Origin of the sequence: uncultured Campylobacter sp., from assembly GCF_938030685.1 — a bacterium.
Classification (GTDB): domain Bacteria; phylum Campylobacterota; class Campylobacteria; order Campylobacterales; family Campylobacteraceae; genus Campylobacter_B.
The window spans coordinates 1-14,297 of sequence record NZ_CALHHX010000114.1; the positions used below are offsets into that span (position 1 = coordinate 1).

Below are 14,297 nucleotides of genomic sequence, written 5' to 3' on the forward strand. Positions count from 1 at the left end.
GACAGTTATTAAAGCATATTATTGGGGCAATTTTTTATAAATTTTAAGTTCAAATTCCATTCGGATAAAATTTCGATTTATTTTTCAGAAAGCGATCTAAAATTATTTAAAATTCCTCCGCTAGCTTGGACTATCTAGAGTTTTGCTCGTGCGCTCGGTTTAAAATTTTAAATAACGTAAAATCCCAAATTCTCGTGCTTAAGGATAATTTTTCTGATCTCTTTTAGTAAGCCGAGCGAGGCTTCGATTTCGACGCGGCGGGTGCTGACACTCTCGACGTTTGCGCCCACGCTCACCCCTTTTGCGAGGGCGTATTTATAGATGAAATCAAACATCTCCGCGCACAGTGCTGTTGAACTTTGCAAGATATCGACGCTACTTTGCAGTCGCTGCTGCAGAAAATCTGGCACCGAGATGCCAAGCCATTTCATAAACTCAAGCGTCTTTAGGCTACCGCACGGCGTGAAAGTAAAGATTATAGGCACCTTTTTGCACTCCAAAGCGGCGTAATCGTCAATGAAATCTTTGGCGTTTTGTACATTATAAACCGCCTGAGTGATAAAAAATTCGCATCCGTCCGCAGTCTTCTCCGCGATTTTAAGGTGCTCGTCGTGGCTCTTTTCATGGCGTTCTGGAATGCAGATACCGCCTAGGCAAAGATGCGGTGCCACGAGTCGCTTGAGCTCATAGGCGCGGCTTAGATGCAGTTTGCATTCTTCGTTTTTAGAGCTCGCCCCCACGAAAACACCGAGCCTGCTTGCGGCATGCCTTAGAATCTCGCAAAATTCTGCCTCGTCGTATTTGCCTACCGCGCGATAGATGATCGCTTCTTTATCGGTGTGCAGATACTGAGTGTAATATCGCGCAGGATCGATCGTATGCACAAAAGGAAAGGTCCGCTCATCTTTCGTGCGCGCGCTTTCATCTTGTAGATCGTAGATGACGATGCCGTCGCATTCGCATTCGCCTAGGCGCTGCGACCACGCCGTACCTAGGCGCTCGAGCTCGTCTTGAGAGGACGTGATTTTAGGCGGAACGATGCCATAGAGCAAAATTCCGCTTCTTCCATTTCTAATTTTTTCTTTTAACACTTGTCATTCCTTGATTTTTCGCGCATTTTAGCAAATTTAAATTTAAAAATTTAAATGATATAATGCCGCGCAAATTGCAAATTTAAGGAACGCAATGAAAACGCTTCAAGAAAATTTAAAGCTTTTTTATCTGGGGCTTGAAAACGGCGAGCCGTTTTTGTATAAAAACAAGGATCTGACGACTCACGCGCTTATCATCGGAATGACCGGTAGCGGCAAGACGGGACTTGGCATCACGCTGTTAGAGGAAGCCGCGATCGATAATATCCCATCCATCATCATCGATCCGAAGGGCGATCTAACAAATTTAGCTCTTGCTTTCCCGCAGATGAGGGCTGAGGATTTTGAGCCCTATATCGACGAGGCTGAGGCGCAAAACAAAGGTCTTAGCGTGCGCGAGTACGCCGAGCAGACCGCAAATACCTGGCGCGAGGGGATTGAGGGCTCATATCAAGACCTGGCGCGAGTACAGCTTTTGAAAAACAGCGCCGATTTTAGAATTTATACGCCCAAATCAAGCGCAGGGCTTGGCATCAGCCTACTAAGCGACTTTGAAGCGCCGAAAGGCTTAAACGAAGAGGATTTGAATAATTACATCGGCGGCATCGCCACTAGCGTGCTAAGCCTCGCAGGGATTAGCAGCGATAATCTCAGCTCGCCGGAATTTTTACTGATCAGCCAAATTCTGTCTTATCATTTCGGCAGGGGCGAGGGAGTGAGCGTGGTGGATCTCATCGCGCAGATCGGCAACCCGCCATTCGATAAAATCGGCGTTTTCGACGTTAATACCTTCTTTCCGAGCGATAAGCGAATGGCGCTTGCGATGAAGATTAACGCACTCATCGCAAGTCCGAGCTTTAAGCTTTGGTGCGAGGGCGAGCGGCTAAATATCTCCAAGATGCTCTTTGACGAAAACGGCAGGGCAAGGGCGAATATATTTTCCATTGCGCATCTAAACGATGATGAGAGGATGTTTTTCGTCACGCTGCTTTTGGGCGAGATGATCAAGTGGATGCGCACCACCAGCGGCACCAGCTCGCTACGCGCAGTGCTTTATATGGATGAAATTTACGGCTTCTTTCCGCCAAACGGTAATCCGCCGAGCAAAACCCCGATGCTTACGCTGCTGAAGCAGGCTCGCGCGTTCGGCCTTGGTTGCGTATTATCGACGCAAAATCCGGTCGATCTCGATTATAAGGGGCTTAGCAATATCGGTACGTGGTTTATCGGGCGCTTGCAGACCGCGCAAGATAAAGAGCGCGTCATCAGCGGTCTAAGCGGCATCGGCTCAAATCCGATCGACAAAAGCGTGCTTATGGAGAAAATTTCAAACCTCAAAAAGCGAAGCTTTTTGGTAAAAAACATCAACGAGGACGTGCTGCGAGTGATCGAGACGCGCTTTGCGCTAAGCTATCTAAAAGGGCCTTTAAGCAACGAGCAAATTTCAAATTTAATGAAAGACAAAAAGGCTGAAATTTCGTCCGTGTCGGGCGCCGCTCAAGGCGTCAAATCCGCCGGCGCCGCCAAACCCGTAGTTTCTGCTGAAATTTCGCAGCTTTACAGCTACGGCGCGAGCCTTGAGCTAAGTCCGTATCTGTATGCAAGCGCAAAGATGCGATTTTGCGACAAGGGAGTCGATTTTACGCAGCAGCGCTCCTTTTTGCTTTCGCTTTCGGACGCAAGCGAAATAGATTGGAGCGAGGCGAGCACGCGAGAAGTTGCAAATTTAAGCGGACAGGAGCAGGCGGGCTCGCTCTACGGTGCACTTCCTAGCTTCATCGCGGGAGCAAAAAATTTAAACGCTCAGCTTAAAAGCTTTAAAGAATGGCTCTACCGCAACGAAAAGTTAGAACTTTTTAGCGCGCTTGATCTGCTCTCAAAACCGGGCGAGAGCAGGGAGGAATTTTTCGTGCGCCTAGGCGATAAGGCAAATGAAGCTCTAGAGGCTAAAACTGATGAGATTACGGCTAAATTTGAGAAGGAAAAGGCGCGCCTTGAGGATAAAATTTCGCGCGCTAGCGAAAAGTACGAGAAGGAAAAGGGCGACGTGCTAAGTCGCGGGGTGGATGCGGCGCTAAACATAGGCGGAGCGATCTTAGGCGCGTTTTTAGGCCGCTCGCGCAGCGCTAGCAATATCTCTAAAGCGATCAGCGGCGCCAAGAGCGCGCATAAAATTTTAAACGAACGAAGCGAAGCCAAAAATGCCGAAAATAGCCTAAGCGCGCTGCAAGAGGAGCTGGAGGTGCTCACACAGAAATTTGAAAGCGAAGTGGACGCGCTAAAACAGAGCCTAGATCTGAAAAATATTAAACTCGAAACGAAAGAAATTTCGCCGAAGAAAACCGACATCTACGACGAGAAAATTTCGCTACTTTGGAAGAGTTAAAGGGATTTTATGAAAAAATCGGGAATTTTAGAATTTTTACTTAGCATCGTTACGGCGCCGAATTTTTGGTGCTACTTTGCTGCGTATCTGATCGCTGCGATCCCCTTTGGGCTGCTGATCGGCAGATACCTAGGCGGCGTGGATATCAAAAGCGAAGGCAGCGGCTCCATAGGTGCCACCAACGTCCTTCGCGTCCTAAAAACTCGCGATCCGCAAAAAGCAAAAAAGCTCGCGATCCTCACGGTTGCCTGCGACGCGCTAAAGGGCATCCTGCCGATACTAATCGCGCGGGCTTTGGGCTTTGACGAAAACGTGCTATGGAGCATGGCGGTCTTTGCGGTGCTTGGGCATTGCTTCAGCCCGTATCTGAAATTTAACGGCGGCAAGGGCATTGCGACGGGTGCGGGCGTGCTTGCTTGCTTTATCCCTATCGAGCTTATCATCGCGCTTGCAGTTTGGTTCGTAGTTGGCAAGACGGTTAAAATTTCATCCGTAGCCTCGCTTGCAGCGGCGCTTGCGCTAGTCGTAGCAAGCTACGTGATCCATCCACAGATGCCGGCGATCAACACTCATGCGCCGATCTTTGTGATAGTTTTCATCGTATTTTACAAACACGCGCCGAATATCGCCAGGCTGCTTAAGGGCGAGGAAAAGCGCGTAGTATGATTAAAATTTTAATCGAAAAGCTTGAATTTGGCGCGATAATCGGGACGCTGGATTTTGAGCGCAAGCGCGAGCAGCGCGTGTGGGTGTGGGCGAAGCTCGGGGCGGAGGAGTTTATCGATTACGCGCGGGTTTGCGAATATATCAAAGCGGAGTTCCGCGAGAAAAAATTTCGCCTCGTGGAGGATGCGCTAAAATACTTCGCGCAGGAGTTTCACTCAAAATTTCGATCGATGGATTATTTTTATATGAAAATTTTAAAGCCCGAAATTTTACAAGACGCGAGCGTCGGCGCGGAAATAGAGATAAAATTTTAAAATTTCTTTAAAAAATCTTGAAATTTTGCTTAAAATATGTTAAAATCGCCGCAAAATTTTAAGGCAAGGAAATTAAATGAGAATTTTAATAGTCGAGGACGAGGTGACTTTAAACAAGACGATAGCGGAGGGCTTGATGGAGTTCGGCTATCAGACGGATACTTCCGAGAGTTTTAAGGACGCAGAGTATTATATCGGCATTAGAAATTATGATTTGGTGCTAACCGATTGGATGCTAGCTGACGGCAACGGCATCGATCTCATCGCATTGGTTAAGCAAAAATCCGCGCGTACCTCCGTCGTCGTGCTATCTGCAAAAGACGATAAAGAAAGCGAGATCAAAGCGCTTCGTGCTGGCGCGGACGATTTTATCAAAAAACCTTTCGACTTTGATGTTTTAGTAGCACGCCTCGAGGCTAGACTTCGCTTCGGCGGCTCAAATATCATCAAAATCGACGATCTCATCATCGATCCGGATGAGGAAAAGATCACATATCTAGGTCAAGAGATCGAGCTTAAGGGCAAGCCATTTGAGGTGCTAACTCACTTGGCGCGCCATAGCGATCAGATCGTAAGTAAAGAGCAGCTATTAGATGCCATCTGGGAGGAGCCTGAGCTCGTTACGCCAAACGTCATCGAAGTAGCGATAAATCAAATTCGACAGAAAATGGATAAGCCTCTAAATATCTCTACGATCGAGACCGTTCGCAGACGCGGATATAGATTTTGCTTTCCACAAAAAGCCTAAGAGTCCGCTTTGTAATACAATTAGCATCCGCTTCGTTGATGCTAATTGTCATTTTTTCGGTAATGCTCTATAATTATATGAGAATTACCATCTTCGAAACTCCCGTTCAAAATTTAATCCAAAGAGCACAAAAAATCGTAGACGCCTCCGTGCCGCCTGAGAAAATTTCATCTTTTTTACAAGACGCATCCGGTGAATACGAAAGCAAAATCATCGAAAACGAAAGTATCAATAAACCTAAATTTATCGAAAGCTCCGAGGATGGCAAGAGCTATTTACAGCTGCACTATCCTTATGGTAAGGATAAAATTTTAAGCATCAAAGCAGATGTGAGCGTCTATGCAAACATCGTAAATCAAATACTCATCGACATCATTTTAGTAAATTTAACTATGATATTTTTGGTGGTATTTTACGCGATGTTTCTCTCGCGCATGCTACTAATGCCAATTAAGCTGATCAGCCAAAGGCTCGCCTCGGTGGATGAAAAATTTCTAAAGCCGATTGACGGGGCCGAAATCCCGAGCGAATTTAGCCCACTTTCAAACAGCATAAACCGCCTGCTTGAGCGCATCGATACCTTTATTATGTATCAAAAAGAGCTTTTTATCGGCATCGCGCACGAGCTTAAGACCCCGCTTGCGGTGATGAAAACCAAAAACGAAGTTACTCTCATCAAGCCGCGCGAGAGCGAGAAATATATCGAGGCGCTTAAAAACAATAACGACTCGATCGATAATATGAATAAAATGATCAGCTCCATACTGGAGATTGGACGGCAGGAGGGGGCGCAGTTTGAGGCGCCCGAGCAGACCGATATGATCGCGTATCTACGGGAGCTATGCGTAGGCTTTAAAATTTTAGCGCGTACGGCAGGCAAGGACTTGACGATGGATCTTAAGCCCGAACAGCTTGAAATTTCGGTGCAGAAAAGCCTCTTTATGCACGTGATTCAAAATTTTATCCAAAACGCCATAAAATTTTCTCCGGACGGCGAAAAGGTGCTGATCGAGAGCGAAATTTCGGACGGAAATTTCATAGTGCGGGTCGCAAACAAAGGCGAGCCGCTTAATGAAGAGATCGATTATTTTGCCCCTTTTAAGCGCTACGGCGGCAAACCGGGAGCCGGGCTCGGGCTATTTTTAGCCAAAAATGCTGCTCAAGCGATGGGTGCGCAAGTAGATCTTAAAAACGACAAAGGGCGCTCGCTAATCGTCGCGATTTTCAAACTTCCACTAAAAAATTTAAGAAATAGCCCGAAATTCCGCTATTTTAAAACAAAATGAAGCTTTTTATGGTATAAACGCCATAAATTTTTTCGTAAGGTAAAATTATATGTCATTGTTGATTACAAAAGAATGCATCAGTTGCGACGCGTGCCGCGAGGAATGCCCTAATGAAGCTATTTTTGAGGATGAGCCGATATACATCATAGATGCCGATCGATGCTGCGAGTGCGTAGATGATTACTCCGAGCCCGCTTGCATCGTAGTCTGCCCAGTCGAGTGTATCATCACCGATCCCGATAATATCGAGACGGCGGACGAGCTAAAATACAAACACGTCCATATGGAAATTTAAATGCCCAAGCGCGTCGCAGTCATAGATCTGGGCTCAAATTCCGCCAGAGCCGTGATTTTCGAGCGTACGAGCAGGCTTGGATTTTTCATTTTAGCCGAGCATAAGATCAAGATCCGCCTAGGCGAGGGCGCTTACGAAAACGGCGGAATTTTAACCACCGAAGCGATGCAAAAATGCCTGCTGGCGTTTAAAAAATTTAAAATCCTCGTATGCAATTACAAAGCCAAGCGCGTGCTTTGCATCGGTACATCCGCGCTTCGCGATGCGCCGAACGGGAGCGAGTTTATAAATCTCGTACGCAAGCAAACTGGCATTGCGATCCGCAAGATAGACGGGCAGATGGAGGCGTATCTGGGCGCCTATGCGGCGCAGAATTTACTTAGCGACTTTTCCGAGGGCGTTACGTTGGACATCGGCGGCGGCTCGACCGAGCTTGCTTACATAAAAAACGGCAGGATAGAAAATAAAATTTCTCTAAATTTAGGCACGGTGCGGCTAAAGGAGCTGTTTTTCGACCGCGGCGACACGAAGGGGTTGGAGAAATACATAAACAGCGCGATCTCGCAAGTAGGCGCCGAGTTTCGCACGCAAAATTTAATCGTAATGGGCGGCTCCGCGCGAGCGCTATCGGGCGCCGTGATGAGCCTGCAAAACCACCCGCTAAAAATAGTGCATAATTTCAGTTACGATTACGAAAAATACGCGCCGTTTTTTGCCAAGCTGATGAGCGCAAAGACGCTTGATTTGGCAAAATTCCCGATCAAAAAAGACCGCTACGACACGATAAGAGAGGGCGCCATCATCTTTGATAAGATCGTAAGGCGCCTGGGAGCGAAAAAGATCATCACAAGCGGCGTGGGAGTGCGAGAGGGGGCGTTTTTAAGCTCGATCTTGCGCGGCGCAAACCTACCTAGAAGCTTTAATCCGAGCCTAAGAAGCCTCAAAGATCGCTTCGCTTCCGAGCCCAGCGAGGCTCCGAAGTTCGCAAAGGCGCTGTTTTGCACGCTATCGCCGCTGCATGGCTTGAGCGAAAAATATATTAAAATTCTTCAGACCGCAGCATCGCTTTGTGAGATTGGACGGGCGATCGGCTTTTATGCCAAGCACGAAACCAGCGCGGATATGGTGCTCGGCGGGCTGAACTATCGCACGACGCACAAAGAAAAGGCGCTCATAGCCGCGATCATCTCGATGCACGGAAAGCGTGAGCTGGGAGCTACGTTTGCGCCTTTGAGCGCGATTTTGCCGGACGCCGCCAAGCTTGCGTGGCTCAGCTATATTTTGGAGCTTGCACGCCTCCTAAGCGAAAACGCGCTAAAAAATTTAGAATTTTGCTTTGAAAATTCCACTCTTAAAATCTCCGGCGCGGATAATTTGATAATGCTTAAAGGAAGCCTTAAAAAGCTCGCAAAACCCGCAATTTTTGCGATAAAATTTCTTTAAATAGCCACCCCTGCTTGTTGCGCAAGCTTAAGGCGGGCGGAGTTCGTTTAATTTTATGAGCTTGAAGCGGGCGATAAATCCATATCAATAGCGCTTTTTAAATTTTAATTCCATTCTTGGCTAAAGAATAGACGCTAAAAAATCCGTAGTCGGTGCGGACGCAAAGGCGCTCGCCTGCGATTTCAATAGCAGCAGTTTTGACGCAGTGCTCGCACTCAAACTCGCCTAAGAGGCGAAAATCCTCCAAGCTGAATGCTTTAAATCCACCGTAAAAGTATGTAAGAAAAATTTGATCGTTTGCGGCAAACCTCATTACGCTTCTTGGCAAGCTTTTTGGTGCGCTTAGACGCTTTTTACTTGCGACGTCCCAAAAATACAGCTCATCAAAGCCGTTATTTACGACCAAAATCGCGTCATTTTTGATGAGCCCCACGTTTAGGGAGTGGATATAGCCCACGTCGCATTCGATACAGCAAAGCTCGGCGAAGTCTTTTAGGCGGTAGAGCCTGGCGATATTTTTGCCGCCTTCATCCCCACAGGCTACGCAAATTTTATTGCCGAAGCCTATTGCTTTTGCCGAAAAATCCGTTTTAAAATTTAGCTTCTTGTCGCTTCCGAAAGCTAAAATTCCATCCGTGCCGCAGGCTAGAATTTCGCCGTTGCCGCTTAGAGCAGAGCTAAAGCCTCCTCCTGTGATACCCCAGGCTTCAAAAAGCCTGCTGAATTTCTCTCTGTCAAAAAGAAAGAATTCGTGGTCCAAATCAAGCACCAAGGCCTTTTTGGTAGCAGTCATTTTCCATGCTAAAATTTTTGGTAGTTCAATTTGCGCAAGAGTTCTTAACTCGTCGTCCAGCACGATTAAATAATCGCAGCCGTGCTCGTCAAAATTACATTTATAGACGTAAAATTTATCCTCAAACTCGGCAAATCCAAGCGCTCCGCTGTATCCGCCGCCGATATAGGCATGCGCTAGTGCCTCGCCGAATTTCGCTTTTTTGTTTTCATAGATGAAGCCCTTTTTTAGGGCATCAACTTGCTTTTTTACGAAAGCTTTTTGCAGAGCATCGTGGTTTACGAATTCTTTAGAGCTCAGTCTTTCTTTGCCGTTTTGTAACGTCTTTGAAATCAAACTAAGCCCTTGCGTTTGAAGCAGGATCTCTTTCTCGCCGTTGGTAAATTTTTTCATAGCAGCCCCTAAGTATAAATTCGAAGTCTAATTTTAGAATTTCAAAGCTTAAACTACGGGGCGCAGCAAAGCTGTTTAAAATCTACCGAGCGCTTCTTTGACGTGATCCTCCGCCATATCGATATTCCACATCGGCTCAAAGACGAGATCAATCTCCACCTCGCCGACGCCCTCTACGCTCTCGGCACCAGCGCGCACCCATTCCACCATCATCTCATGCAGCGGGCACGACTGAGTCGATAGCGTCATCGTGACTTTAGCGTTGTTCGCCTCATCTACCGATACGTCGTAGATGAGCCCTAGCGACACGACGTCAAAGCCCACCTCGGGGTCTACTACGGCGCGAAGCGCGTCGTAAACTTGCTCTTTTGTTACTTTCATTTTTCCTCTCCGAATTTTATGTAGTTAAAGATATTTACGGTGTTGATTAGCACCAAAATTATGCTTGCCGCTTGCAAGATAACCGCGGGCGTTAGCGCTCCAAAGCCCGCGCACGCAAGCGCTAAGACGTTCGGCGCGCAGGCTGCATAGGCGATCTTTTTGATTATCATATCGTCTAGCATAGGGATTTTGCGCTTGCCGACGAAGGGCGAGACGTAGTGGTACCAGATGAGAAAGGGTGCGATTTTATAAAGGTGCGCGACGATGAAGGCGAACAAAAAGCCGTATAGCAGCCAAAACGCCGCCGCATCCGCGCGATCCGCGAGCCAAAATGCCGCGCTAAATCCCAAAGCCGCCAGCGAGATGTAGACGTTTAAATTCCAATAATCTATCGCTTTTCGCACCCGTCTGGCTAGGATATAGATCGCCTGAGCCGCAAAGCTCGCAAGCGCGGCAAAGGCGATGAAAATTCCAAAGTCTTTTAACAAAAACGGTCCCGCGAGCAGATACAGCGCCAGTGAAGCTTTTGCTAGTGCGAAGCTTAGATCGTGCGCCAGACTAAACATCGGCAGCAGCACGCACGCAGCGCCTACGATGACGAAAAACACGAAGCCTAGCACGAAGTATATGTGATAGGATAAAATTTCTGAAAAATATACTCCGAAAATCTCCACGCCGCTAAGCGCTAGCACGAGGGCAAAGCCAAGGCTGATCCCTACGGCTAAAAACGCAGCCGAGATCGCAAGCGCTACGGCGGGGAAGCTCCATTTGGGCGTGCCGATGAAGCTTAGCGCGTAGCAGATTGTAAAATAAAATAGACTAAGCAGCAAAACGGCGCCGCCTGCGTGCATCAAAGGGATGCTTGAAAGCAGCAATCCCGCGCTTAGCAGAGCCACGCCCGCGCCGTAGGCGAGGAGATTTAAAAACGCAAATTTGACGGTGAAAAATTCCTTTTGGATAATGACCGAAGTAAGCTGATAGAGCGCTCCGATGATTATGCTGATTACGAAACCCAGCAAAAATACGTGAAAAAAGCTCGCCGTCTGCGGCGCCTGGATCGCGCCGAAATCCGCCTTTAAAAAGCTCGCCGCGCTTAGCAGCAAAAAGATAAAGCCGCAGATGAAATAGCCGCCTACGATGCGAAACGGCGGCGAAAATGTCGTGATATTCATCTAAATTTTAAAGCCCTTTAGCCGTGGCACTTCGCGTCGGTATCGAAGCCCTCATTGACTGCGCCAGGCTTTAGGCTAATGGTGAGCTTGACCGCATCGCCGCCCAGATCTTCGCGTACTATGTCAAATTTAGACTCGATTTTTGGGATCAGCCCCATTGGGAATTTATGATTGAGCATGACGACCTTTTTGGTTTGGTCTTTTACGAAATTTAGCGCCACCAGCGCATTTACCATCGGCTCGGGCGGGACGCATTTGCGCGAATCAAAGCCGATGTACTCCACGCCGCCCTGCGATTTTTTGTAAAATTTCAACGTAGCGCCCGCCGCGTCGAACTCCTGCCAGTCTGTGAAAAAATCCATACTTGATCCTTTTTTAAAATTTCGCGCGATTATATAGCAAATTTTAAAATTTTGAAATGAGGCAGGTCAAGTCCTATTCGGAATTTGTAAATTTAGCCGAATTTTAATACACTACGCGTTAAAATTCTAAATCCGAGGACCATTATGCAGACCATCACGATTATCGATACGTTCGGCTTTTTTTTCAGGCTCTACTACGCTATGAGCGGGCTTAAAACAAAAGACGGCAAACCCAGCGGCATGGTGAGCGGATTTGCGAGCTTCATCGCAAATCTTTCGAAGGAATTTAAGAGCGATTATATAATTTTCGCTCTGGATAGCAAGGGCAAGACCTTCCGCTCGGATATCGATCCCAACTACAAAACCAACCGCCAAGCCCCGCCGCCCGCGCTTTTGCAGCAACTGCCGGTCTGCATCGAGATGATCGAAAAGATGGGGCTTTACTCGCTCGGACGCGAGGGCTATGAGGCGGACGATCTCATCGCAAGCGTCGTTAAAAAGTACGGCGCTACGCATAAAATCAACATCGTTACCTCCGACAAGGACCTGTATCAGCTAATCGGCGAAAACGTTAAAATTTACAGCCACGGCAAAAAGATGCTTTACGGAAGGGAGGAGTGTTTGCAGCGCTACGGCGTCTATCCCGAGCAGATCGTGGATTTTTTAGCGATCTGCGGCGACAGCGCCGATAATATCCCGGGCGTGCGCGGCATCGGCGATAAGGGGGCGAAGAAACTTTTAGACGAATGGGGCTCGCTTGATGGGATCTATTCAAATTTAGACCGCCTACCGCAAAACAAACAGCGCGAGTATCTGATAGAAGGTAAGCAGAGCGCCTACATAAGCAAGCGCCTGGCTACGCTTTACGACGAGCTGGAAATCCCGCCTTTAGAGGATGCGAAATTTCCGCAGCAAAATCCGCTTTTTAAAATCCGCGAAATTTTAAAAGATTACGCGCTAAATAGGCTTCTTTCGGCGTTAAGCCTGCAGGAGCAAAACGGACTTGATTTTTGGAGCGAGGGTAAAAGCGCGGGCGCAAAAAGCTCCGTTTTGGGCGCGGGCGGGAAGGACTCCTGCGCAGAGCCGTCTCGCGGCGGCTCTATCTTGGACGCTGCCATAGGGGGGCTAGACGGACAAAATTCCACCCCTAGCGGCTCCGCTTGTGGCGGGCAAAGTTGCGAAAGCGCTTTTAAAACGCCATTTGAGCCCATTTGCATTACCGATGCCGCAGAGCTTGCAAGGCTATGCGAAGGCGTCAGCGCCGAGACCTTGGTGAGCTTTGATACGGAAACCACTAGCATCGACAGCAAAAGCGCCAAGATCGTGGGCTTTTCGTTTGCGTTTAATGAGGAGCGCGCCTATTACGTCCCGCTTGCGCATAGCTATTTGGGCGCTCCTGCTCAAATTTCTTCGGACGCCGCAAAGGCTGCGATCGGCTCGCTGTTTCGCGGATATGTCGTGGGGCAAAATTTAAAATACGATTTTGAGATCGTGAAAAATAATTTTAATATCGAGCCGCCCGCGCGCTTTGCCGATACGATGGTGCTAGCGTGGCTGCTCGATCCCGCAAACGCCGTGGGGATGGACTCTATCTCGCCGCGATATCTTGGGTATGAGACGGTGCATTTCGGCGACGTCGTTAAAAAGGGCGAGACCTTCGCCTCCGTGGAGCTGGACGCCGCTACGATCTATGCGAGCGAGGATGCGTGGGTGACGCTGAGGTTGTATTTTAAGCTCAAGGGGCTGCTCGAACCCGCGCTTTTTAAGCTCGCGCAGGAGCTTGAGTTCCCATTCGTGCGGGTGCTTTGGCAGATGCAAAGGTGCGGCATCAAGATCGACGCGGAGATGATAAAGAGCCTAATCGGGCGCAACGAAAAGTCCCTGCGAGCGCTCACCGATGAAATTTACGAGCTTTGCGGCGAGCAGTTTAACATCAACTCTCCCGCTCAGCTCGGCGCCGTGCTTTTCGAGCGGCTCGGGCTTCCTGCGGCAAAGCGCACAAAGACGGGCTATAGCACCGATGAAAGCGTGCTGAAGGATCTTACGGCGCTGCATCCCGCGGTGGGTAAAATTCTAGACTACCGCGAGCTGTTTAAGCTGCAAAGCACCTACTGCGAGCCGCTGCTACAGCTTGCTCTGGCCGATCCGCAAAACCGCGTCAGATCGAATTTTTTGCAGACCGGCACGGCTACCGGGCGGCTAGCGAGCAAAAATCCGAACCTGCAAAATATCCCAGCGCGCGGCACCTTTGCGAAGGACGTGCGAGACTGCTTCCTAGCAGAGGGGGGCTACTCGCTGATCTCGCTTGATTACTCGCAGATCGAGCTGCGCCTGCTCGCGCACTTTTCGCGCGATCCTGCGCTTTTGGCGGCGTTTAGGGCGGATGAGGACATTCACGCGCGCACGGCGATTAGTATTTTCGGCGATGCGCAGCCCGCGCACCGCACGATCGCAAAGAGCATAAATTTCGGCCTCATCTACGGCATGGGCGCGGGCAAGCTAAGCGATAGCCTAGGCATCGCGCGCGCCGAGGCAAAGGGCTATATCGAGCGCTATTTCGCGGCGTTTTCTACGATCAAGGAATTTTTGCAGAGCATAAAATCGGATGCGAAAGAAGGCGGCTACGTAAGCACGCTTTTTGGGCGCAGGCGTTACTTCGACTTCGCAAACGCGCGCAACAACATGGTCTATGCGAGCTACGAGCGCGAGGCGGTGAATACGAAATTTCAAGGCTCCGCCGCCGATATCATCAAAAAGGCGATGGTTGAGATTTCGCCGCTGTTAAACGATGAGGCGCGGCTGATATTGCAGATCCACGACGAGCTGATCTTCGAGGTGCGGGACGATTTGGCGCAGAGCTTCGGCGCGCGCGCGCAGGAGATAATGCAAAGTGCGGCGAGCCTAAACGTGCCCTTAAAGACGAGCCTAAACATCGCCAAGCGCTGGGGCGAGCTGAAGTAACTCCGC

Annotated in this window: 13 protein-coding genes; 8 read left to right on the forward strand and 5 right to left on the reverse strand. The window is 48.8% G+C overall.

The genetic code is table 11. From position 1 onward, the window contains the following. Positions 1–167 precede the first annotated feature (167 nt). On the reverse strand, positions 168–1,091 hold the full coding sequence (locus tag Q0369_RS05220; RefSeq protein ID WP_298096927.1) for a methylenetetrahydrofolate reductase: 924 nt from the start codon (positions 1,089–1,091) through the stop codon (positions 168–170). A 94-nt stretch (positions 1,092–1,185) separates the two neighbouring features. Here Q0369_RS05220 and Q0369_RS05225 point away from each other — a divergent pair, with 94 nt between their 5' ends. The 7 genes from Q0369_RS05225 (at position 1,186) to Q0369_RS05255 (ending at position 8,229) form a co-directional block, all read left to right on the forward strand. Further along, the gene (locus Q0369_RS05225; RefSeq protein ID WP_298096929.1) at positions 1,186–3,477 is read left to right on the forward strand and encodes a DUF87 domain-containing protein; all 2,292 of its coding nucleotides are present in this window, start codon (positions 1,186–1,188) and stop codon (positions 3,475–3,477) included. Positions 3,478–3,486: 9 nt separating this feature from the next. Next, the gene (plsY, locus tag Q0369_RS05230; RefSeq protein ID WP_298096931.1) at positions 3,487–4,143 is read left to right on the forward strand and encodes a glycerol-3-phosphate 1-O-acyltransferase PlsY; all 657 of its coding nucleotides are present in this window, start codon (positions 3,487–3,489) and stop codon (positions 4,141–4,143) included. Further along, a complete protein-coding gene (locus tag Q0369_RS05235) occupies positions 4,140–4,457 on the forward strand; it encodes a dihydroneopterin aldolase (RefSeq protein WP_297963524.1) in 318 nt (105 codons plus the stop codon). The genes plsY and Q0369_RS05235 overlap by 4 nt, the downstream gene beginning before the upstream one ends. A gap of 76 nt (positions 4,458–4,533) precedes the next feature. Then, positions 4,534–5,205, forward strand: coding sequence for a homeostatic response regulator transcription factor HsrA (gene hsrA, locus Q0369_RS05240; RefSeq protein WP_005871260.1), 672 nt, complete (start codon positions 4,534–4,536; stop codon positions 5,203–5,205). 38 nt (positions 5,206–5,243) lie between these two features. Continuing rightward, positions 5,244–6,491, forward strand: a complete 1,248-nt coding sequence (locus tag Q0369_RS05245; RefSeq protein ID WP_298096935.1) for a HAMP domain-containing sensor histidine kinase — start codon at positions 5,244–5,246, stop codon at positions 6,489–6,491. A gap of 49 nt (positions 6,492–6,540) precedes the next feature. Next, on the forward strand, positions 6,541–6,786 hold the full coding sequence (locus tag Q0369_RS05250; protein WP_005871264.1) for a YfhL family 4Fe-4S dicluster ferredoxin: 246 nt from the start codon (positions 6,541–6,543) through the stop codon (positions 6,784–6,786). Continuing rightward, the gene (locus Q0369_RS05255; RefSeq protein WP_298096939.1) at positions 6,787–8,229 is read left to right on the forward strand and encodes a Ppx/GppA phosphatase family protein; all 1,443 of its coding nucleotides are present in this window, start codon (positions 6,787–6,789) and stop codon (positions 8,227–8,229) included. It abuts the gene before it with no gap. Between the two features lie 97 nt (positions 8,230–8,326). On the opposite strand, the gene Q0369_RS05260 is transcribed toward Q0369_RS05255, so the two are convergent. From Q0369_RS05260 to Q0369_RS05275, 4 genes are all read right to left on the reverse strand, one after another. Then, positions 8,327–9,415, reverse strand: coding sequence for a hypothetical protein (locus tag Q0369_RS05260; protein WP_298096942.1), 1,089 nt, complete (start codon positions 9,413–9,415; stop codon positions 8,327–8,329). A gap of 75 nt (positions 9,416–9,490) precedes the next feature. Beyond that, positions 9,491–9,796 carry a metal-sulfur cluster assembly factor gene (locus Q0369_RS05265; protein ID WP_298096945.1) on the reverse strand — a complete coding sequence of 102 codons (306 nt, stop codon included), beginning with the start codon at positions 9,794–9,796 and terminating at the stop codon, positions 9,491–9,493. After that, positions 9,793–10,968 (reverse strand): peptidase M50, encoded by a 1,176-nt coding sequence (locus Q0369_RS05270; protein WP_298096947.1) that lies wholly within the window; start codon positions 10,966–10,968, stop codon positions 9,793–9,795. The genes Q0369_RS05265 and Q0369_RS05270 overlap by 4 nt, the downstream gene beginning before the upstream one ends. A gap of 17 nt (positions 10,969–10,985) precedes the next feature. Further along, on the reverse strand, positions 10,986–11,330 hold the full coding sequence (locus tag Q0369_RS05275; RefSeq protein ID WP_298096950.1) for a hypothetical protein: 345 nt from the start codon (positions 11,328–11,330) through the stop codon (positions 10,986–10,988). Between the two features lie 144 nt (positions 11,331–11,474). Here Q0369_RS05275 and polA point away from each other — a divergent pair, with 144 nt between their 5' ends. Further along, the gene (gene polA, locus Q0369_RS05280) at positions 11,475–14,291 is read left to right on the forward strand and encodes a DNA polymerase I (protein ID WP_298096953.1); all 2,817 of its coding nucleotides are present in this window, start codon (positions 11,475–11,477) and stop codon (positions 14,289–14,291) included. Positions 14,292–14,297 lie beyond the last annotated feature (6 nt).

Excerpts from the sequence above, each read along its gene's own strand:
- Q0369_RS05225 (WP_298096929.1), top strand. The coding sequence starts at position 1,186 with ATGAAAACGCTTCAAGAAAATTTAAAGCTTTTTTATCTGGGGCTTGAA.
- plsY (WP_298096931.1), top strand. The coding sequence starts at position 3,487 with ATGAAAAAATCGGGAATTTTAGAATTTTTACTTAGCATCGTTACGGCG.
- Q0369_RS05235 (WP_297963524.1), top strand. The coding sequence starts at position 4,140 with ATGATTAAAATTTTAATCGAAAAGCTTGAATTTGGCGCGATAATCGGG.
- hsrA (WP_005871260.1), top strand. The coding sequence starts at position 4,534 with ATGAGAATTTTAATAGTCGAGGACGAGGTGACTTTAAACAAGACGATA.
- Q0369_RS05245 (WP_298096935.1), top strand. The coding sequence starts at position 5,244 with ATGCTAATTGTCATTTTTTCGGTAATGCTCTATAATTATATGAGAATT.
- Q0369_RS05250 (WP_005871264.1), top strand. The coding sequence starts at position 6,541 with ATGTCATTGTTGATTACAAAAGAATGCATCAGTTGCGACGCGTGCCGC.
- Q0369_RS05255 (WP_298096939.1), top strand. The coding sequence starts at position 6,787 with ATGCCCAAGCGCGTCGCAGTCATAGATCTGGGCTCAAATTCCGCCAGA.
- Q0369_RS05260 (WP_298096942.1), bottom strand. The coding sequence starts at position 9,415 with ATGAAAAAATTTACCAACGGCGAGAAAGAGATCCTGCTTCAAACGCAA.
- Q0369_RS05265 (WP_298096945.1), bottom strand. The coding sequence starts at position 9,796 with ATGAAAGTAACAAAAGAGCAAGTTTACGACGCGCTTCGCGCCGTAGTA.
- Q0369_RS05270 (WP_298096947.1), bottom strand. The coding sequence starts at position 10,968 with ATGAATATCACGACATTTTCGCCGCCGTTTCGCATCGTAGGCGGCTAT.
- Q0369_RS05275 (WP_298096950.1), bottom strand. The coding sequence starts at position 11,330 with ATGGATTTTTTCACAGACTGGCAGGAGTTCGACGCGGCGGGCGCTACG.
- polA (WP_298096953.1), top strand. The coding sequence starts at position 11,475 with ATGCAGACCATCACGATTATCGATACGTTCGGCTTTTTTTTCAGGCTC.